This window comes from Micromonospora sp. SD19, assembly GCF_054462275.1.
Window position 1 is genome coordinate 1 of sequence record NZ_JBTLMN010000011.1, and the last position, 19,669, is coordinate 19,669.

At 72.9% G+C, this 19,669-nt stretch carries 18 protein-coding genes; 6 read left to right on the plus strand and 12 right to left on the minus strand.

Features of this window, described 5'->3' with window-relative positions; translation table 11 throughout:
* Nucleotides 1-80: 80 nt before the first annotated feature.
* Nucleotides 81-479 carry an RDD family protein gene (locus ACX27O_RS27655; protein WP_030330085.1) on the minus strand — a complete coding sequence of 133 codons (399 nt, stop codon included), beginning with the start codon at nt 477-479 and terminating at the stop codon, nt 81-83.
* Between the two features lie 263 nt (nt 480-742).
* On the opposite strand from ACX27O_RS27655, the gene glnA (ACX27O_RS27660) reads away from it, so the two are divergent.
* The 3 genes from glnA (ACX27O_RS27660) to ACX27O_RS27670 all read left to right on the plus strand — a co-directional run bounded on the left by glnA (ACX27O_RS27660) (nt 743) and on the right by ACX27O_RS27670 (nt 3,614).
* Nucleotides 743-2,167 carry a type I glutamate--ammonia ligase gene (glnA, locus tag ACX27O_RS27660; RefSeq protein WP_030330087.1) on the plus strand — a complete coding sequence of 475 codons (1,425 nt, stop codon included), beginning with the start codon at nt 743-745 and terminating at the stop codon, nt 2,165-2,167.
* A gap of 101 nt (nt 2,168-2,268) precedes the next feature.
* The gene (locus ACX27O_RS27665; RefSeq protein WP_030330089.1) at nt 2,269-2,634 is read left to right on the plus strand and encodes a PadR family transcriptional regulator; all 366 of its coding nucleotides are present in this window, start codon (nt 2,269-2,271) and stop codon (nt 2,632-2,634) included.
* A complete protein-coding gene (locus ACX27O_RS27670) occupies nt 2,631-3,614 on the plus strand; it encodes a hypothetical protein (protein WP_458940326.1) in 984 nt (327 codons plus the stop codon). The genes ACX27O_RS27665 and ACX27O_RS27670 overlap by 4 nt, the downstream gene beginning before the upstream one ends.
* Nucleotides 3,615-3,671: 57 nt before the next feature.
* Here ACX27O_RS27670 and mptB (ACX27O_RS27675) read toward each other — a convergent pair whose 3' ends face one another.
* The 6 genes from mptB (ACX27O_RS27675) to ACX27O_RS27700 all read right to left on the minus strand — a co-directional run bounded on the left by mptB (ACX27O_RS27675) (nt 3,672) and on the right by ACX27O_RS27700 (nt 12,687).
* Nucleotides 3,672-5,135, minus strand: a complete 1,464-nt coding sequence (gene mptB / locus ACX27O_RS27675) for a polyprenol phosphomannose-dependent alpha 1,6 mannosyltransferase MptB (RefSeq protein WP_458940328.1) — start codon at nt 5,133-5,135, stop codon at nt 3,672-3,674.
* Nucleotides 5,136-5,149: 14 nt separating this feature from the next.
* Entirely contained in the window at nt 5,150-6,550 is a 1,401-nt protein-coding gene (mptB, locus tag ACX27O_RS27680) for a polyprenol phosphomannose-dependent alpha 1,6 mannosyltransferase MptB (protein ID WP_458940330.1), read from the minus strand.
* Nucleotides 6,551-6,598: 48 nt separating this feature from the next.
* Nucleotides 6,599-8,215: a hypothetical protein gene (locus tag ACX27O_RS27685; RefSeq protein WP_458940332.1), complete on the minus strand. Its 1,617-nt coding sequence runs from the start codon at nt 8,213-8,215 to the stop codon at nt 6,599-6,601.
* The gene (locus tag ACX27O_RS27690) at nt 8,208-11,255 is read right to left on the minus strand and encodes a bifunctional [glutamine synthetase] adenylyltransferase/[glutamine synthetase]-adenylyl-L-tyrosine phosphorylase (protein ID WP_458940334.1); all 3,048 of its coding nucleotides are present in this window, start codon (nt 11,253-11,255) and stop codon (nt 8,208-8,210) included. The genes ACX27O_RS27685 and ACX27O_RS27690 overlap by 8 nt, the downstream gene beginning before the upstream one ends.
* Nucleotides 11,255-12,022, minus strand: coding sequence for a type 1 glutamine amidotransferase (locus ACX27O_RS27695; protein WP_030330100.1), 768 nt, complete (start codon nt 12,020-12,022; stop codon nt 11,255-11,257). The genes ACX27O_RS27690 and ACX27O_RS27695 overlap by 1 nt, the downstream gene beginning before the upstream one ends.
* A gap of 74 nt (nt 12,023-12,096) precedes the next feature.
* Nucleotides 12,097-12,687 carry a TetR/AcrR family transcriptional regulator gene (locus ACX27O_RS27700; protein ID WP_030330102.1) on the minus strand — a complete coding sequence of 197 codons (591 nt, stop codon included), beginning with the start codon at nt 12,685-12,687 and terminating at the stop codon, nt 12,097-12,099.
* Nucleotides 12,688-12,763: 76 nt separating this feature from the next.
* Between ACX27O_RS27700 and ACX27O_RS27705 the strand changes: the two genes are divergently transcribed.
* Both ACX27O_RS27705 and ACX27O_RS27710 read left to right on the plus strand, forming a co-directional pair.
* Nucleotides 12,764-13,180, plus strand: a complete 417-nt coding sequence (locus tag ACX27O_RS27705; RefSeq protein ID WP_030330104.1) for a VOC family protein — start codon at nt 12,764-12,766, stop codon at nt 13,178-13,180.
* 28 nt (nt 13,181-13,208) lie between these two features.
* Nucleotides 13,209-14,171, plus strand: coding sequence for a S66 peptidase family protein (locus ACX27O_RS27710; protein ID WP_458940337.1), 963 nt, complete (start codon nt 13,209-13,211; stop codon nt 14,169-14,171).
* 36 nt (nt 14,172-14,207) lie between these two features.
* On the opposite strand, the gene ACX27O_RS27715 is transcribed toward ACX27O_RS27710, so the two are convergent.
* Nucleotides 14,208-15,086, minus strand: a complete 879-nt coding sequence (locus ACX27O_RS27715; RefSeq protein ID WP_210863583.1) for a Vgb family protein — start codon at nt 15,084-15,086, stop codon at nt 14,208-14,210.
* A 181-nt stretch (nt 15,087-15,267) separates the two neighbouring features.
* On the opposite strand from ACX27O_RS27715, the gene ACX27O_RS27720 reads away from it, so the two are divergent.
* Nucleotides 15,268-15,744 (plus strand): hypothetical protein, encoded by a 477-nt coding sequence (locus tag ACX27O_RS27720; RefSeq protein WP_210865450.1) that lies wholly within the window; start codon nt 15,268-15,270, stop codon nt 15,742-15,744.
* Between the two features lie 549 nt (nt 15,745-16,293).
* Here ACX27O_RS27720 and ACX27O_RS27725 read toward each other — a convergent pair.
* From ACX27O_RS27725 to glnA (ACX27O_RS27740), 4 genes are all read right to left on the minus strand, one after another.
* Nucleotides 16,294-16,677: a VOC family protein gene (locus ACX27O_RS27725; protein WP_210863893.1), complete on the minus strand. Its 384-nt coding sequence runs from the start codon at nt 16,675-16,677 to the stop codon at nt 16,294-16,296.
* 189 nt (nt 16,678-16,866) lie between these two features.
* On the minus strand, nt 16,867-17,559 hold the full coding sequence (locus ACX27O_RS27730) for a helix-turn-helix transcriptional regulator (protein WP_030330114.1): 693 nt from the start codon (nt 17,557-17,559) through the stop codon (nt 16,867-16,869).
* 227 nt (nt 17,560-17,786) lie between these two features.
* Nucleotides 17,787-18,212: a DUF350 domain-containing protein gene (locus ACX27O_RS27735; protein ID WP_030330115.1), complete on the minus strand. Its 426-nt coding sequence runs from the start codon at nt 18,210-18,212 to the stop codon at nt 17,787-17,789.
* Nucleotides 18,213-18,300: 88 nt separating this feature from the next.
* On the minus strand, nt 18,301-19,650 hold the full coding sequence (gene glnA, locus ACX27O_RS27740) for a type I glutamate--ammonia ligase (protein ID WP_030330117.1): 1,350 nt from the start codon (nt 19,648-19,650) through the stop codon (nt 18,301-18,303).
* Nucleotides 19,651-19,669: the final 19 nt, after the last annotated feature.

Genomic DNA, 19,669 nt, shown 5'->3' on the forward strand with positions numbered 1-19,669 from the left:
CAGCAGCGGCATGACGAAGTTCCAGGTGTATCCACCCTGCAGGGTGGTGGGCGAGCCCATCGCCGTCACCTCGTCGCGGGTCAGCCGCGGGGAGCGTCGACGATGACCGAGTCGGCGAGGCGGTCGTGCAGGCCCCGGCGGTGCTCGTCCATGATCAGCGCGGGGACGACCAGGGCCAGCAGCAGGCCCCGGATCAGCCCCCGGAGCACGCCGATCCGGCCGCCGTCGTGCCAGTTCACGCAGCGGATCTTGGTGATGTACATACCTGGCGTCTGGGCGAACAGGCCGAGGAAGATGCCGTACACCAGGACCAGTACCAGCACCGGGGCCCAGCCGTCGCGTACCGGGTCGGCGAAGAGGTTGGACGCCAGCAGGCAGAGCACCCAGTCGATGATCAGCGCCCCGAACCGCCGGCCGAGGCTCGGCGCGGTGAAGGTGGGGTCGGTGGCCGGCGCTGCCGGGAGGTGCGGATTGGTCACAGCGCTCAAGGGTATCCGCGCCGGTATGAGGGTCTGCCGGGTGCCGCCGCCACTGTGTGCCGATTCCGGCCAAAGGCATCAGATGTCACTACACTGGCACAGTCGGTACGGCGTTCCTGGCGGGCCGCAGGCGTGGACACGGGCGTCGCTGACCCTCCGCGAGGGACGTAACACGGCAGAAACAACGGAGACACGGCCGGGCAACCCCCCGGCCCTAGCGTCGCCAGAAGCCTAGCCACCCCGTGGACGTGCCAGGAGGATGTGTGTTCGCCAACCCCGAGGAACTGCTGCGATACCTCAAGAACGAGGACGTGAAGTTCGTCGACGTTCGTTTCTGTGACCTGCCCGGCGTGATGCAGCACTTCAACCTGCCGGTCGAGTCCGTCAACGACGACCTCTTCACCGACGGCCTCGCGTTCGACGGTTCGTCGATCCGCGGTTTCCAGGCGATCCACGAGTCGGACATGCTCCTGCTCCCGGATGTCGCCACCGCGTTCATCGACCCGTTCCGCGCGCAGAAGACGCTCGCGCTCAACTTCTTCATTCACGACCCGTTCACCCGCGAGGCCTACAGCCGCGACCCGCGCAACGTCGCGAAGAAGGCCGAGGCGTACCTGGCGGCGAGCGGCATCGCCGACACCGCGTACTTCGGCGCGGAGGCGGAGTTCTACATCTTCGACTCGATCCGCCACGAGACCTCGGCGCACCAGTCGTTCTACTACATCGACTCGGTCGAGGGCGCGTGGAACACCGGCCGCGAGGAGCCGGGCGGCAACCGCGGCTACAAGACCGCGTACAAGGGCGGCTACTTCCCGGTGCCGCCGGTCGACCACTACGCCGACCTGCGGGACTCGATCGTGCGCCGGCTGGTCGACACCGGTTTCACCGTGGAGCGTTCGCACCACGAAGTGGGCACCGCCGGTCAGTCCGAGATCAACTACAAGTTCTCGACGCTGCTGCACGCCGCCGACCAGCTCCAGCTCTTCAAGTACATCGTGAAGAACGAGGCGTGGGCCAACGGCAAGACCGCGACGTTCATGCCCAAGCCGCTCTTCGGTGACAACGGCTCCGGCATGCACACCCACCAGAGCCTCTGGCTCAACGGTGAGCCGCTGTTCTACGACGAGACCGGCTACGCGGGTCTGTCCGACATGGCCCGCTGGTACATCGGCGGTCTGCTGCACCACGCGCCGTCGCTGCTGGCCTTCACCAACCCGACGGTCAACTCGTACCGTCGCCTGGTGCCGGGCTTCGAGGCGCCGGTCAACCTGGTCTACTCGCAGCGCAACCGGTCCGCCTGCACCCGCATCCCGGTGACCGGCAGCAACCCGAAGGCCAAGCGCGTCGAGTTCCGCGTTCCGGACCCGTCGGCCAACGTCTACCTGGCCTTCTCGGCCATGATGATGGCCGGCCTCGACGGCATCAAGAGCAAGATCGAGCCGCCGACGCCGATCGACAAGGACCTCTACGACCTCCCGCCGGAGGAGTGGGGCGACGTCAAGCAGGTGCCGGGCTCGCTGCCGGCAGTGCTCGACTCGCTGGAGGCCGACCACGACTACCTGCTCGACGGTGGCGTCTTCACCCCCGACCTGATCTCCACCTGGGTCGACTGGAAGCGCGCCAACGAGGTCGACCCGGTGCGCCTGCGCCCGACCCCGCACGAGTTCGCCATGTACTACGACTGCTGAGCAGTCACCGCACCACCGGCCGGGCCGGCTCCGCGTCAGCGGGGCCGGCCCGGCCCGTTTCGACCCCCCCGCTATGCCTTCGCGTCCGATATATTGCGGCGGTGGACACACCGCTACGCGAACCCACCTTCCTGATCCTCACCGCGCTCGCCGCCGAGCCGATGCACGGCTACGGACTGATCCACGAGGTCGCCGCCCTCTCCGACAACCGCGTGTCGCTCCGCCCCGGGACGCTCTACGGGGCCCTCGACCGGCTCGTCGACGCCGGCCTCGTCGAGGTCGACCGGGAGGAGGTGGTGGACGGTCGGCTGCGTCGCTACTACCGCCTCTCCCCCGGCGGCGAGACCACGTTGAGCGCCGAGACCGAGCGGCTGCGCCGCAACGTCGAAGCCGCAACCACCCAACTCTCCAAGCGGGCTCGCGCCGCCCGCCCCGTCACCCCGCGTACGGTCGGAGGGCTGGCATGAACGACCTGGAACGGCGTTACCTCCGGCTGTTGCGCGCGTACCCCGCCGAGTACCGGCGCGCCCGCGGCGCCGAAATCGTCGGCACCTACCTCGACCTGGCCGCCAGTGACCAACGCTGGCCCACACCGGCGGACGCCGCGGACCTGGTGCGCGGCGGCCTCCGCCAGCGGCTGCGGGCCGTGGGCGTCACCGGTCTGATTCCCGGGGTACGCCTCGCGGCGCTGCTGTCGCTCGTCACCGCTAGCGCTCTCGCTGGTGTGTGGGGTGCGGCAGAGCAACATCCGCCGCCCGCGGAGTGGGGAGTCCCGCACGTCGGCCCCTTCGTCTCGCTCGGTGTCGTCGCGTGGGCGGCATGGTTGCTGGTGGCGGTGGTGACGGCCGTCGCGCCGAGTCGGGTCGCCCGGCTGTCCATCACCGTCGCGCTCCTGCTCACCCTGGCGCTGCCGCCGGTGGCCGCTGTGCTCGACGCCCCCCGACCACCGCTGTTCGTGCTTCTGCCGCAGGTGGTCCTGGGCCTGCTCGGGCTCGCCCTGCCCGACCGACTTCCGACGGCGATCCGGCTCACGCCACTGCTGTCCGCACTGTTGACGCTGGTGGCGACGGAGTTGCTGGTCGGCTTGGACGCAGTCGACAGCTACTACGGCATCACCATGACGATCTTCCTGCCCTCCGTCGGCGGACTGCTGCTTGTCGTCGGGGCGCTGCTGGCGACGGGTTTGGCTGCGGGCGGGGACACCCGCGGCGGCTGGGCGCTCGTCACACTGCTCACCCCCGCCGGCTTCCTGACGGTGCCCGGCCTGGCTGACAGCCTCAACTCGGCACACGGTGGTGTCACCTTCACGGACCTGGCCGCGAGCGCGGTCGCCGTCGCGGTCGTCGGTCCGGCCGTACTGCTCCTGACAGTCCTCGTTCGCGCCCGCCGGCCTGCCACCACCCCGACCCCGAGCCGACAGTGCCCCACCTGTGGAACGCGGGCCTGACCGCTCATGATCGTGCTCGATCCTGGATGTAGCGGCATCCGACGCTGCCCGACACCACTACATCCGGGATCGAGCGCGATCTTCGCGGGGGCGCTGGAGGGTGATTGCCAGCGCGGTCAGGAGCAGGGCGGTCATCGCCACCGCGCCGGGAGCCTTGGTGAACCGGGCCAGATTGGTGCCGTCGGGCAGGGTGAGGAAGGCCGCCGCCGAGGCCGGCAGCACGAACCATGTCGTCCGCCCGGCGGTGAGTGCGAGCAGCGCCAGGGGCCAGGTCGCGTACCAGGGGTGGAAGACCGGGGACAGCACGACGGTGGCGACCAGCGCCAGCGCCGCGCCGCGCAGCGCCACCCCGGGGCCGTTTCCCTCGACCTGCGCCACCCGTGGGACGTCGTCCGCACCGCGCAGCGCCCGACAGGCCCGCCACCACAGCACTGCCAGCACCCCGGCGAGCAGCAGCAGGGCGACAGCGCGGAGCACCGGCACCGCCTGCGGGTCCCGGCCGACCAGCGCACCGGCGTAGTCAACGACGAAGCCGACGGCGGTGGGTGGTGACGTCCACTGCTCGGAGTCGCCGCTGTGCGTCAGCCCGCCCACCCAGCCGAACCCGAGACCGGACGCCGCCGAGGTGACCAGCACCGCGCCGACGAGCCCTCCGGCCAGCCAGCCGCCGTCGCGCAACAGCGCCCGCCAGGTGTACCGGCCGCGCACCCCGGCCAACACGGCGAACGGCACCACCACCACGGCGGTGGCCTTCGCCGTGACCGCCAGGCCGAGCAGCGCCCCGGCCAGCAGCAGCGCCGCCGGCCTACCCGGTCGCCGGATCGCCATCAGCAGCCCGCTGAGCAGCAGACCCAGCATCACCGCGTCGTTGTGCGCCCCGGCCACCAGGTGCACCCCGACCAACGGCCCGGCCAGCGCAAGCCAGGCGGCCCGCCGGATCGGCACCCCGGCGGCGCGGGCCAGACCGGGCAGGCAGTACGCAGCCAGCAGAACGCCCGCCACGGCGATGACCCGCAGTGTCACGACCGTGCCGGTCAACCCGCCACCGACACCCACCGCGAGCGCGGCGAGCAGGACGAAGACCGGCCCGTACGGTGCCGGGGTGTCGCGCCAGATCGGGGCGACCGTGTCCAGCCAGGGGCAGCCGCCCGCCGCCACCCCCACCGCGTACGGGTCGACGCCGTGCGCGTACGTCCAGCCCTGACAGGCGTACGAGTAGACGTCCCGGCTGCCCAGCGGTGGCGCGACGAGCAGCGGCAGCGCCCACAGCCCGGCGGTGACGTACGCCCATCGGGTCGACGGGGCACCGTCGCGCAGCGACCACCACGCGCCGACCAGCAGCACGGTGCCGACCAGCCAGCAGGTCAGCGTGGCGGGGCCGTCCGGGGCTCGCCAGATCGACGCGGGTGTGACGCCCAGCGGGGCGTCGGGCAGCGCTCCGCCGAGGTGTGCGGCCACGGCGAGCAGAACGGCGCCGAGCAGACCGGCGTACCGGGACAGAGCGGCACCGGGAGCGGTCACCGGCGCACCTTCCCTCAGTCGGCGGCGACCGGCTGACGGGCCGCCCGAGCCGACCGTACCAACCGGACGACCACCACGATCACCAACAGCGTCATCAGCGGCGCCCCGACCGTCTTGGTGTACCGGGGCAGCCCGGTGCCGTCCGGCAGGATCAGGAACGAGGCGACCAGGGCGACCACGACGAACCATCCGGTCCGCCGGGCGGTGGCGGCCAGCACGAACAACGGCCACGTCCAGTACCAGGGGTGCACCACCGGCGAGAGCGCGACCGTCACGGCGAGCGCGAGGCCGGCGTAGAACAGCGGGTCACGGGTGCGGGAACGCCACCAGAGCCAGACGAGCAGGACGGCCAGCACCACCACGGCGATCGCGCGGGTCGCCGGCAACGCGTCGATGTGAGCGCCGAACGGCACCGCGAGATAGTTGATGGTCTGCCCGATGGCGGTGGGTGGGGAGGTCCAGGCGATGGCGGCGCCGCCCTGGGAGAGTCCGCCGACCCAGCCGAAGTCCAGCCCACCGACGACTGTCACGCCGACCACTGTGGCGACCGCGCCGCCGACCACCCAGCCGCCGTCGCGGATCAGCGTCCGGATCCGGAACGGCCCGGCGGTGGCCGCCAGCGCGGCGAACGGCACCACCACCACGGCGGTGACCTTGATCGCCACGGCGACACCGAGGAGCAACCCGCCGACCAGCAGCAGCCCGCGTCGGCCCGGGTGGGCGGCCACCACGGCCAGCCCACCGACCAGCGCGGCGAGCATCAGCACGTCGTTGTGGGGGCCACCGATCAGGTGCGTCGCGACCAGCGGGCAGCCCAGCGCCAACCACACCGCCCGGCCGGCCGGAACCCCGGCTCGGCGGGCCAGCACCGGCAGCGCCCACGCGGTCAGCGCCACGCCGACCAGCGACAGGGCCCGGAACAGCACGATGCTGGCGGTCAGCGAACCGGTGACCTCGACCACCGCGCCCGCGATGAGCACGAACAGCGGCCCGTACGGCGCCGGGGTGTCCCGCCAGATGACCGAAACCGTGTCCAGCCAGGGGCAGGGCAGTGCGGACACACCCTGCTCGTACGGGCTGATGCCGGCGGCGAAGCTGGCGCCCTGGCACGCGTACGCGTAGACGTCCCGGCTGCCGAAGGGGGGTGCGACGAGCAGCGGCAGCAGCCACAGGCCCACGGTGACCAGCGCCCAACGGGTCGACGGCACGCCGTCACGCAGCGCCCACCAGGCGTACGCCAGCAGGCCGGTGCCGACCGCCCAGGCGGCGAGAATCAGCGGGCCGTTGGGGCCCTGCCAGATGCTGACCGGGGTGCTGCGCAGCGGGCCGCTGGGGAACGCTCCCCCGAGGAACGCGGACAGCGCGATCAGCGTCGAGCCGGCCAGGCCGGTCCAGCGCGCGAGGTGGGAAGGCACGCCCGACATGCTGCCAGCACTCCGGTCGGGCAGCGACGGCAGGCACCGTCAGCAGTGCTGGGCCGGGGCCAGGCTGCTGGAGATCGTGTAGTCGCCGGCCGAGCGGACCCGTACCTCGGTGAACCCGTCCACGCCCTGTCGCACGCAGCCGTCCGGGCCGTCCAGCGACAGCCAGCGTGACCAGCGCACCCGCACCGGCACGTCGCCGGGCGCGGCGGTCAGCCGCACCGAGCCCCGGTCGGCGGCGACGAGCTGGCCGGGTGCGCCGACCAGCGGCGTCGGGTCGGCGACCGCGTACAGCCGCCAGGTCGGATCACGCCAGACCTCCCGCAGGTACGGCAGGCCGGCGCGGATCAACGCGGCCTCGTCGCGGCCCCACCGGTCGGCCGGGGCGTCCGGTGCGATCGCCACGTACGTCACGGCCTCGTCGTGGAGCCACCGCTGGTAGGTCTGCGCGTTCAGGGTGCCGTCGTAGAACAGCGCGTTGCGGTCACTGTCGACCTGGCGTTCCCAGCCCCGGGCCAACGGCACTGTCGGTGGCAGGTACGCGGACTCCCAGTGGTCGCGCAGCGGCACCACCTCGACCCGTCCGGCGGGCTGGAGACGTTGCAGTTCCTCGACGAGCGGGCGGTGGAACGCCGGGGCGCTCTCCGGGGCACCGGCCCGGGTGACGTCGCTCGTCATCACCGGCGACTGCCACCACACCGTCGCGGCGAGCAGCCCGGCCAGCCACGGCGTCGGCAACGCCGCGTACCCGGCCAGCACGGGCAGCGCGAAGAGCATCGGCAGCCGCAGCGCGTTGGAACCGATCGGGCTGGGCAGGTAGTACGCCCCGATCAGGAGCAGCACGGTGAGCACCGCGCCGATGCGCAGCACCCGGCGGCGGCGCGGCAGCAGGACCGCCACCAGCACGGCGAGGGCGACGTTGATCCGCATCGACTCGGCCGAGTACGGCTGGGTGCCGCCGTTGCCGAACAGGACCGCGATCGGCGCCACGGTGACGATCGGCGCCAGGGTCAGGACGAGGCCCTCGGCCAGTGGAGCCTCGGCCCGCCATCCACCCGCCAGCGCCCGCCCCGGCCCGTCGCCGCGCCGCACTGCCGCCAGCAGCAGCGCGGCCCCGGCCAGCCCGGTGAACAGGCCGGCGACCGGGCTCGCCGCCGTCGCCACCGCGGCGCAGGCGGCGGCGAGGGCCAATCGGACCGGACGCGGCGGGCGTTCGATGCTGACCGCGCAGAGCGCCAGCAGGCCGAACGTCAGCCCGACGGCGAAGGTGACCCGCCCGCTCGCCAGGTTGCCGACCAGGACCATGGCACCGAGGACGCCGGCCAACAGCGGGCGTCGGGCCCGGTTGCGGGCGAACAGCCAGGCCAGCGCGAACGCGCCGAGCACGGCGGCGACCGCCCCCAGTGGACGCACCCCGACCAACGCGCCCAACCGGGCGGTGAACAGGCTGTAGCCGTACTGGTTGACGCCGCCGTACCAGCCGAGGTCGAGGGGCGTCGCACCGTACCGGTCGGCGAAGTCGGCGCGGGCCACCTGCGCCGCGAGGTCGGTGCCCATCCGGGGCGCGAGCAGGAACGCGACGGCGAGCAGCACCGCCACCCCGGTCGCCGCCACCCAGCCGGTGCGCCGCCCGAGCGGGCGTGGCGACACCTCAGGCATCGAGGACCCGTTCGGCCGCGGCGCGGGAGCGACGGCCGGTGCGCAGGTACTCGTCGAGGAACTCCCCCGGGTCGTCGCGGCCGAGCAGCCGGGCCACCCCGGCCAACTCCACCCCGTGCCGGGGCAGTTGGTCGCCGGCCCGGCCCCGGACCAGCATCAACGCGTTGCGGACCTGGGCGGCCAGGGTCCAACCGGCGGCCATCTCCGCGGCGTCGGCCGGGTCGATCAGGCCGGCCCGCTCGGCCGCCGCGAGGACGTCGAGGGTACGCGTGCCGCGCAGCGCCGGGTTCGCGCCGGCGTGCCGGAGCTGGACGAGTTGCACCGCCCACTCCACGTCGGCGAGCCCACCGCGACCCAGCTTGGTGTGGGTGGCCGGGTCGGCACCCCGGGGCAGCCGTTCGGTCTCCACCCGGGCCTTGATCCGCCGGATCTCGACGACCTGCTCGCGGGTCAGCCCGTCGGCCGGGTACCGCACCGGCTCGATCATCGCCTCGAACTCGGCGCCCAGGCCCGCGTCGCCGCAGACGAACCGGGCGCGCAGCAGCGCCTGCGCCTCCCACACCCGCGACCAGCGGGCGTAGTACGCCGCGTACGCGGCGAGGCTGCGGACCAGCGGACCCTGCCGACCCTCCGGGCGCAGGTCGGCGTCGACCCCCAGCGGCGGGTCGGGGGCGGGCACGCCGAGCAGTCGACGAAGTTCCTCGGCGATCGCGTGCGCGGCGGCGCTGGCGGCGCTCTCGCCGACCCCGGCGGGCGGGTCGTAGACGAAGAGCACGTCGGCGTCGGAGAGGTAGTTCGACTCGTACCCGCCGAGCCGGCCCATGCCGATCACCGCGAACCGCAACCCTTCCGGCGCGGGTTGGCTGGCCTGGGCGGCCCGCAGCGCGGCGGCCAGGGTGGCGTCGGTGACGTCCGCGAGCGCCGTACCGACCTGGGTGATGTCGGACAGGCCGGGAGCCGGCCGGTTCGCGCCGTCCGGTCGGGTGGGTGTGGGTGCGAGCGAACCCGCCCGGCAGAGCACGTCGGCGCAGGCCACCCGGACCAGTTCCCGACGGCGCAGCGCGCGCACCGCGCTGGTCGCCTCCACCGGGTCGGCGTGCCGGGCCGCCGCCGCCAGGAACCCCTCCCGCAGCACCTCCGGCGGGCGCGGGGCCAGCTCGTTCTCCTCGGCCAACAGCCGCAGCGCCTCCGGATCACGGGCCAGCAGGTCGGCCACGTACCGGGACAGGGCGAGGACCCGGGCCAGCCGGCGGGCCACCGGGCCGCCGTCGCGCAGCAGCCGCAGATACCAGGGGGTGCTGCCCAGCTTGTCGGAGACCTTGCGGTAGTTGAGCAGCCCCCGGTCCGGCTCCGGCGCGTCGGCGAACTCGCTGAGCAGCACCGGCAGCAACGTGCGCTGGATGGCGGCTGTGCGGCTCACCCCGCCGGTGAGCGCCTGGAGGTGACGCAGCGCCCCGGCCGGGTCGGCGAAGCCGAGGATCTCCAGGCGGTTGCGGGCCGCCTCCGGGGTGAGTCGCAACCCGTCGGCCGGCACCCGGGCCACCGACTCCAGCAGCGGCCGGTACAGCAGTTTGGCGTGCAGTCGGCGTACCTCGGTGGCGTGGGTGACCCACTCGGCCCGGAAGCTCTCGACCGCGCTGCGCCCCGGCGCGGCCGTGAAACCCAGCGCGGCGGCGAGCCAGCGCAACGCGCCCGGTTCGGCGGGCACTGTGTGCGTACGACGTAGCCCTTGGAGTTGCAGTCGGTGCTCGACGCTGCGCAGGAAACGGTAGCCGCGCAGCAGGGCCTCGCCGTCGGCCCGACCGACGTAGCCGCCGGCGACCAGGGCGCGCAACGCCGGGATGGTGCCCGGCTCGCGGAGCGTCTCGTCGCCGCGACCGTGCACGAGTTGCAGCAACTGGACGGCGAACTCGATGTCACGCAGCCCGCCGGGACCGCGCTTGATCTCGCGTTCCAGCTCCTTCGGCGGGATGTTGTCGATGATCCGGCGACGCATGGCGCGGACGTCCTCGACCGCCTCGGGTCGTTCGGCGGCCCGCCAGACCAGCGGCGCGAGCTGGTCGATCCACTCCTGGGCCAGCGGCAGGTCACCGGCGGCCGGGCGGGCCTTCAGCAGCGCCTGGAACTCCCAGGTGCGTGCCCAGCGCCGGTAGTAGGCCAGGTGGCTGGCGAGGGTCCGCACCAGCGGGCCCCGGCTGCCCTCGGGGCGCAGCGCGGCGTCGACCGGCCAGGCGACCAGCCCACAGATGGAGATCAACCGGGTCGCCACCTGGGTCGCGGCGGACAGGTCGGCGTCCTCGGCGGCGACGAAGATGACGTCCACGTCGGAGACGTAGTTCAGCTCGCCGCCGCCGCACTTGCCCATCGCCACGACCGCCAGCCGGGGCCGCTCGGTGCCGTCGGCCAGCTCGGCGACAGCGATCTCGTACGCCGCTGACAGCGTCGCGTCGGCCAGCGCGGAGAGCGCGGCCATCGTCTGCTCCAGGCCGCGGCCGCCGGTGAGGTCGGCCGCCGCGATTCGCAACAACGCCAGGCGGTACGCGGTCCGCAACGCCGCCACCGGGTGGCCGCCGTCGGCCGGCTCCAGCCGCCCCTCGGCGATCGGGGCGAGCCCGTCCGGGGCGGTCCGCAGCGCCTGGTAGTGCTCGGGGTGGGCCACCAGGTGGTCGCCGAGCGCCGACGAGGCGCCGAGCACCGCCACCAGCCGCCGCCGCAGCCCGGGGTCGTTGTGCAGGTCCGCGAGCAGCGGCGACTCGACACCGCCATCGGTGGCGCGGCTCCCGGCGGTGCCGTCGGCGCTGCGGCTCTCCGCTTCCACGATGCGGTGCAGCTGCCGCAGCGCCAGGTCCGGGTCGGCGGCCCGGGACAGCGCGGCGAGCAACTCCGCGGCGGCCTCGTCGACCGGCTCCTGCTCGGCCGGCTGCCACAGCCGCAGCCCCTGCGGGCCGAGCAGGTCCGCGGCGCGCGCGCCGCCGTCGCCCTTGGCGGTGCCGAAGCCGTACCGGGCGAGCCGGCCCGGTGCCCTGGTCGGCCGGCTCATCAGTGCCCGAGCAGCGGCAGGCCGCGCCGCGTCGTGCTGTCGTCCAACTCGCCGAGGGCCAGCGCGGCGAACCGGGCGGCGAACGGTTGCCAGACCTCCTCGATGTCGGCCAGCACCGAGGCGCAGGCCGCTACCACCAGCTCCGGGTCGTAGCCCAGCTCGGCGAGTTGGGTCGAGTCGGTGGCCCAGTCGGCGATCATCGCGGCGTCGCACTCGATGTGGAACTGCAACCCCCACGCCCGGTCACCGAGGCGGAACGCCTGATGCGGGTAGCGGGTGGACGCGGCCAGCAGGGTGGCACCCCGGGGCAGCTCGGTGATCTCGTCGGAGTGCCACTGGAGCACGTCCGGGATCAACGGCACGTACCGGAACAGCGGATCGTTCTCGGCGGCGTCGCGCCGGCCGACCACGCCGGGACCGATCTCCGGCCCGGACGGGCTGCGCTCCACCAGGCCGGCGTGCGCGGTGGCGAGCAGCTGCGCGCCCAGGCAGACCGCCAGGGTCGGCACCCGGTACCGGACCGCCTTGCGCAGCAGGCCCTCCACTGCGGGAAACCACTGTGCGCCGGGCGAGCCGTCCGGCAACGGGTACGCCTGTTGGTCGCCGCCGAGCACCACCAGCGCCGCGTACCCCTCCAGGTCGGCGGGGAGCTCGTCGCCGGCGTGCGGGCGAACCACCCACAGCTCCAGCCCAGCCTCGGTCAGCCACTCACCCAGCCGGCGCGCGTCGTCCGTCGGGTCGTTCTCGATCACCAGCGCGGTTGCCACCCGTCGAGGCTAGCCGGTACGCCGCACGGCGCCACGCCCCGGCACAGGGTGGCGGTGAGCGGGCCCGCTGCGGCTCAGCTGACCCGCAGCGCGTCGATCAATCGGGACAGCGCCGCCTGGGTGGCGGCCAGGTCGGCCGGGTCTGTCGATCCGGCCAGCCAGAGCGCCGCCTCGTTCATCGCGCCGGAGAGCAGGTGGGACAGTGGCGCCACCGGCTGCGGGGCAATCATGCCCGCCGCGATGAGGTCGGCGAGCGCGTCGGCCAGGTGGCGACCCGAGGCGGCCTCGTCCAGGGCCCGCCACTCGTGCCAGCCGAGCACGGCGGGCCCGTCGATCAGCATGATCCGCTGGAATTCGGGATCGGCGCTGGCCGTGAGGAACGCCTGGCAGCCGGCGGTGAGGCGGGACCATGGGTCCGGTTGGGCATCGGCGATGGCGGCGACCCGGTCCCCCACCTCCTGCTGCACCTGGGTCAGCACCGCCTGGAACAGCTCGACCTTGCTCGCGAAGTGGTGGTAGAGCGCACCCTTGGTAACCCCGGCCGCGCTCACGATCTCGGCGAGACCGACCGCCTGATAGCCACGGGTGGCGAAGAGCTGCCGACTCTGCAGCAACAGGGACCGCCGGGTCTGGTCCCGCCGCTCCTCGCGCACTCCCTGGCCCATCATGCCTCCCAATTGACATACCAACGGTATGCGAAATACGGTAGTTGACATACCGACGGTACGCGAAGGAGTCCCAGTGAATCTCACCAGCTTCTACCCGGTCATCTGCACGACCCGGCTGGCCGAGTGCCACGACTTCTACCGGCACTTCCTGGGATTCGAGACGACCTTCGAGGCCAACTGGTACGTGAGCCTGCGCCGCCCCGGCCCTCCGGCGTACGAACTGGCACTGCTCGACCACCGGCATCCGACAGTCCCGGCGGCCTACCGGAAGCCAGTGCGGGGGCTGCTGCTGAACCTCGAGGTCACCGACGTCGACGCGGAGTGGGAAAGGCTTGTCGTCCACGGCGGGCTCCACCCGGAACTGACGCTGCGCGACGAGGACTTCGGGCAACGGCACTTCATCCTCGCCGACCCCGCGGGCGTGCTGATCGACGTGATCACACCCATCCCGCCGGCACCGGACTGGGCCGAGCGGTACACCGACAATTGAGTCACCAGCGAGGCTAAGCTGTGCCGCTGTGCCCGTAAGCCCTGCCGCTGTGCCCAACCACCACGAGGTAACCGCCGCCGTCCGCCCGCCCGTGCTGCGCCCGGGTGACGCGGTGCTGCTGGTGTCGCCGTCCGGGCCGACCTCGCCGGAGCGGGTGGCCCGGGGCATGGAGCTGCTCACCGGCTGGGGCCTTCGCCCGGTGCCGGCACCGAACGCGTACGCCCGCCACGGCTACCTCGCCGGCACCGACGACCTGCGCGCCGCCGACCTGAACGCGGCCTTCGCCGACCCGGACGTGCGCGGGGTGATCTGCACCCGTGGCGGCTACGGCGCCCAACGGATCGTGGACGCCATCGACATGGCCGCCGTCCGCCGTGATCCGAAGGTGGTGGCCGGCTTCTCGGACATCACCGCGTTGCAGTTCGCGCTCTGGCGGGGCGCCCGCCTGGCCGGCGTGCACGGCCCCGGGGCGGCCTGGCGCGACGAGCGCACGCCGCTGCGCTCCGCCGAGTCCCTGCACGCGGCGCTGATGACGACCGAACCGGTGTCGATCACCGCGGTCCCCACCGAGGAGACCTTCGGCGTACGCGTCCCGGGTCGCGCCACCGGCACCCTGCTCGGCGGCAACCTCTGCATGATCGCCGCGTCGATCGGCACCCCGGACCTGCCCGACCTGACCGGTGCGGTGCTGTTGATCGAGGACGTGCAGGAACCCCCGTACAAGGTCGACCGGATGCTCACCCACCTGCGCCGGGCCGGCGCACTGGACGGGCTGGCCGGGGTGGCGGTCGGGCAGTTCACCGACTGCGGCGACGGCTGGGACACCACGATCGTCGACGTCCTCTCCGAACGCCTCGGGGACCTGGGCGTACCGGTCCTCGGCGGCCTTCCGATCGGCCACGGACCCAACCAACTCACCGTCCCGGTAGGCACCCAGGCCACCCTCGACACCGCCACCGCAACCCTCACCACAACCCCCGCGGTCCAATAACCCCCTCTCCTCCCCTCCCCCTGGCCCGGGGTGGGGTTAGGGGGTCAGGTGGGCTATTGCTCCTGTTTCCAGGGCTGACCAGATGCCCTTCGGGGTGCGGGTGATGCCGTGGGGTTCGGAGTTGGGGGTGGGTAGCGGGTAGCTCTCGATCCGCCCGGTGGGATCGAGGTGACCGATCCGGTTGGCGCCCCACTCGGTGAACCACGCGCCGCCGTCCGGGTCGGCCACTATCGCGTGCGGACGGGCCGCCCGGTCCGGCAAAGGGATCTCGACGATCTCGCCATCCGGGTCGATCCGGCCGAGTTGGCCGGCCGCGATCTCCACGAACCAGATGGTGCCGTCGTCGCCGCAGGTGATACCGACCGGCCCGGCGTTCACTGTGGGTAGCGGATACAGCGTCACGGTGCCGTCGAGGTCGATCCGGCCGACCGCGTTCGCCTGGTTGAGGGTGAACCACAGCGCCCGGTCCGCGCCGGCAGTGATCATCGAAGCGAACCCGCCGGTCACCGGCAGCGGGAACGCGTTGTGGGTGCCGTCGGTCTCCACCCGGCCGATCGTGTCGGAGGTCATCCCGGTGTACCAGAGCGCGCCATCGGGTCCGGCCGCGATGCCGCACGGCCCGGTGCCGGCGGGCAGGGCGATGGTGCGCTGCTCGCCGTCGACGGTGATCCGGCCGATCCGGTCGTCGCCCGAGCGGGTGAACCAGAGCGCCCCGTCCGGCCCGGTCGTGATGATCAGCGGGCGGCTGCCCGCCGGCTCCAGCGGGTAGGTCCGGACCGCGCCGTCGGGCGAGAACCGGGCGATCCCGCCGGCCTGGGCCAGCGTCAGCCACAACGCGCCGTCCGGGCCAGGCGTGATGCCGTACGGCCCAGAATCCGGCCCGGTGAGTGGAATCTCCCGAATTTCGACGGTCATGTCGCGTCCTTCCGTCGGTGATCGTCCACCCTGACCGCTCAGCCAGCGACGACACAACCGATTTCGGCTACCGCCGGCCAGGATTGTCAGCTCGCTGACAGGGTCGCCATGGCTTCCGCCCAGGCTGCCCGGTCACTGTCGGTCACGACAGCGCACGATCACCGAACCTCTGGAGGACAGCATGTCCCGCACCATCCGTAGGAAGCACCTGCTGGCCGGCCTGGCCACCGCCGGCGTCCTCGGCGTCGGGATCGCGGCCCCGACGATGGCGTTCGCCGCCGACACGCCCACGCCGGCTCCGAGCACCAGCACCGCCCCGGCTCCGGGTGCCAAGGCCGACCGGCAGGGTGAGTTCGCCGAGGCCCTCGCCAAGGAACTGGGCGTGCCCACCGACAAGGTGACCGCCGCCCTGGAGAAGATCCGCGAGCAGCACCGGCCGACCGACCGGCCCCAGCGGCCGTCCGCCGAGGACCGGCAGGCCGCGCTCAAGCAGCGCCTGGAGCAGGCGGTCAAGGACGGCAAGCTCACCCAGGAGCAGGCCGACGCCATCACCAAGGCCGTCGAGGCCGGCGTCTTCCCCGGCGCGGGCGGCCACCGTGGCCCGGGCGGCCCGCACGGTCCCGGTGGCCAGCACGGCGACGGTACGCCCGGCAAGTGATCCGACGGTCCGGCCCCGGCAGGCACTGACCGACCGGGGCCGGCCTTCGTACACCACCGGCGACCCGGCACGCGCCGACCCGGCCCGGACCGGCCTCGGCAGACCACCGGCGACCCGGCACGCGCCGACCCGGCCCGGGCCGGCCTTGGCACACCACCGGCGACCCCGGCACGCGCCGACCTGGCCCGGGCCGGCCTTCGTACACCACGCGCGACCCCGGCACGCGTCGACCCGGCCCGGGCCGGCCTCGGCAGACCACCGGCGACCCCGGTCCGTCTGCCGGAACGGGCCCCACCCGGCCCGTTGCGGCTTGATCCACTCGGCTTTCGTGAAGTCGGGGCATCCGAGTGCGTCGGATACCCCGACTTCCTGAAAACGGAGTTGATCACCGGCTCCGGCTTCAGCCAGGCCACGCCAGGCCAGGCCGGAGCAGGGCCGGCCAGGCCAGGCCAGGCCAGGCCGGACCAGGGCCGGCCAGGCCAGACCAGACCAGACCACGCCAGGCCGGAGCAGGGCCGGGCGAAGCAGGGCCGGCCCTGGAACGGGTGGTCAGCTCTGCTGGGGCGGGGGCGAGAACACGCCTACGCGATTGCCGGTCGGGTCGAGCAGGTGGGCCGACGTGAGACCGCTCGGCGCCGTACGCGCCGGCACCAGCACCCGACCGCCGGCCGCTTCGGCCCGCTTGCAGGTCTCCTCGACGTCGGCGACCTCGGCGTAGAACACCGCGTAGTTCGGCGAACTCCCGTCGGTCGCGCGGATCGCCCCGCTGATCCCGGTGTCGCCACCGGCTCCGGTCACCCGGTAGGACGCGCCGTTGGCCGGCCCCTGCTCCTCGAAGGTCCAGCCGAACAGCTCTCCGTAGAACTTCTCCGCGGCCTCGGGCCGGTCGGCGCCGAATTCGAACCAGGTGATGGGCGTGGTGGACCTGGACATCTGTTGCCTCCAGAAATTTCCGGGCCGGCCGTTCGGCCGCCGTCCCCAGCAGTCTCGAGGCCGTTCGCGACAGCGTCCTGTCGGTGTTTCCGGATCATCCGGCCGAGTTGTCGTCGACGCGGCCCACCCCGGCCGGGTGGTCGTCGACGCGGTCCACCCCGGCCGGGTGGTCGTCGACGTCGAGCCGTTTCAGACCAGGCTCAGCGGGCGGAGCCGTTCGTGCGGGATGTCGAGATCGGTCAGGTGCAGCTCCCGGGCCACCACGTCGGGCAGCGCCCGGACCGTCCGGATCCGGTCGGTGCGGAAGCAGCGCAGCTCGTCGCGCAGCCGGCACCAGGCCACCAGGTACCAGTGCCGGGAGTTGCCGAGGTAGCCGAGTGGCTCGACGTCACGGGTCGAGTCGGCGCCGGCGCGGTCGGCGTACCGGATGCGCAGCACCCGCCGCGCGGTGACCGCCTCGGCGACGGTGGCCGGGACGGGCGTGGCCGGCCCGTCGCCGATCAGGTGCACCCGGCCGGCGAGGCGGTGTGCCTCGGCGGCGTCGGCGGCCGGCAGCACCGCCACCAGCTTGCGCAGCGCGGTGCCGGCCGGCCCGGCGAACGGCGAGTCGGCGAGCCGGTGCAGCGCCACCGCCATCGCCACCGCCTCGGCGGCGGTCAGGTTGACCGGCGGCAGGGTGCGGGCGCGGTCCAGGACGTAGCCGCCGGTGCGCCCGGGCTCGGCCCAGATCGGCACCCCGGCCTCCTGCAACGCGCCGAGATCCCGTTCGATGGTCCGGCTGCTCACCTCGAAGCGGGCGGCCAGCCAGCGGGCGCTGCGCGGGCGTGGTGACACCGCCCGCAGCTCCTCGACCAGCGCGTACAGGCGATCCGTGCGGTTCATGCCCGGCACGCTACGGCCGGGGTACGACGCCCGCCGGCGACCGCCCGGTGACGTGCGCGTCTCGACCGTCGGAGATCTTGGACAGTTTCCGTCAGCGACTGACGGAAACTGTCCAAGATCTCCATGCGCGAAGACGCGCGCCCGCGGACGCGCGCCCGCAGACGCACGGCCTCACGCGCACGGCCTCACGCGCACGGCCTTACGCGCACGGCCTCAGGCGCACGACCTCAGGCGATGCAGGCGCAGACGATCAGCGCAGCCCCGAAGTGGGTGGCGGCGCTGACCCGGGCGGCCGGGTGCGGCTCCGGGGAGCAGATCACCTCGCCGAGCTTGCCGGGGGTGAGCAGGTCCAGCACCACGAAGGCCAACGCCATGATCGCCAACCCGACCAGCCCGAAGAGCAACGTGGAGGCGAGCCCCTTGCCGAAGTCGCTGTAGCTGGTCAGGATCGCGGTGAAGACGATCCCGGCGATGCCGAGCTGGTTGGCGGCGAGCAGCAACCCCGCGTTGGCGTTGCGCTCGACCCAGATCAGGTCCCGTAGCCGGCCCGGGGTGAGCAGGTCGACGAGCCCGAACCCGGCGGCCATCAGCCCGACGCCGACGATCCCGAACACGACGCTCTGCCAGGCACCGCTGAGCAGATCCTCCAGCACCGACTTGCCTCCCGACTCTCCGCCCGGAGGGGTACCGGCGCGGTGATCGAGACGATAGCGGCAGCGCGCAATCGCGTCAGCCCCGCGCCTACAGCGCCAGGTAGCGCTGCCGCTCGTACGGGGTGACCTCGCGGCGGTACTGCTCCCACTCGGCCCGCTTGTTGCGCAGGAAGAAGTCGAAGACGTGCTCGCCGAGCACCTCCGCCACCAGCTCGGAGCCGGCCATCACGTCGATCGCCTCGGCGAGGTTCTCCGGCAGCGCCTCGTAGCCCATGGCGCGCCGTTCCGCGCTGGTCAGTGACCAGACGTCGTCCTCGGCGCCCGGCGGCAGCTCGTACCCCTCCTCGATGCCCTTGAGGCCGGCGCCGAGCAGCACCGCGAAGGCGAGGTACGGGTTGGTGGCCGAGTCCAGTGAGCGGACCTCGACCCGGGCCGAGTTGGGCTTGCCGTACGCGGGAACCCGGACCAGCGCGGACCGGTTGAGGTGCCCCCAGCAGACGTACGCCGGGCTCTCCGTGATCCGGTCGGGCAGGTGCTGCGGGAAGAGCCGCTTGTACGAGTTGACCCACTGGTTGGTGACGGCCGTGTACTCCCGGGCGTGCACCAGCAGGCCGGCGATGAACGACTTCGCCACCTTGGACAGCTTCATCGGGTCGCCGCTGTCGTGGAAGGCGTTGCGCTCCCCCTCGAACAGCGACAGGTGGGTGTGCATGCCGCTGCCCGGCTGGTCGGTGAACGGCTTGGGCATGAAGCTGGCCTGCACACCGGTGGAGAGCGCGACCTCCTTGACCACGTGCCGGAAGGTCATGATGTTGTCGGCGGTGGTCAGCGCGTCGGCGTAGCGCAGGTCGATCTCCTGCTGGCCGGGCGCGACCTCGTGGTGGCTGAACTCCACCGAGATGCCGATCCGTTCCAGCGCCAGCACGCCCTGACGGCGGAAGTCCCGGGCCACGGCGTGGGTGGTGTGCTCGAAGTAGCCGCCGGTGTCGACCGGGGTGGGCACCGAGCCGTCCTGCGGGCCGTTCTCCAGCAGGAAGAACTCGATCTCGGGGTGGGTGTAGAAGGTGAAGCCCTTCTCGGCCGCCTTGGACAGGGCGCGGCGCAGCACGTGCCGGGGGTCCGCCCAGGACGGACTGCCGTCGGGCAGCAGGATGTCGCAGAACATCCGGGCGCTCTCGCCGCTGACCCCGCCCTCGAAGGGGAAGACCTGGAAGGTGGTCGGGTCGGGCATGGCCACCATGTCCGATTCGAAGACCCGGGCGAAGCCCTCGATCGCCGAGCCGTCGAAGCCGATGCCTTCCTCGAAGGCCGCCTCCAGCTCGGCGGGCGCCACCGAAACGCTCTTGAGCGTGCCCAGAACGTCGGTGAACCACAGCCGGACGAACCGGATGTCCCGCTCTTCCAGCGTCCGGAGGACGAACTCCTGCTGACGGTCCACTTCCCCAACCCCTCGCGAC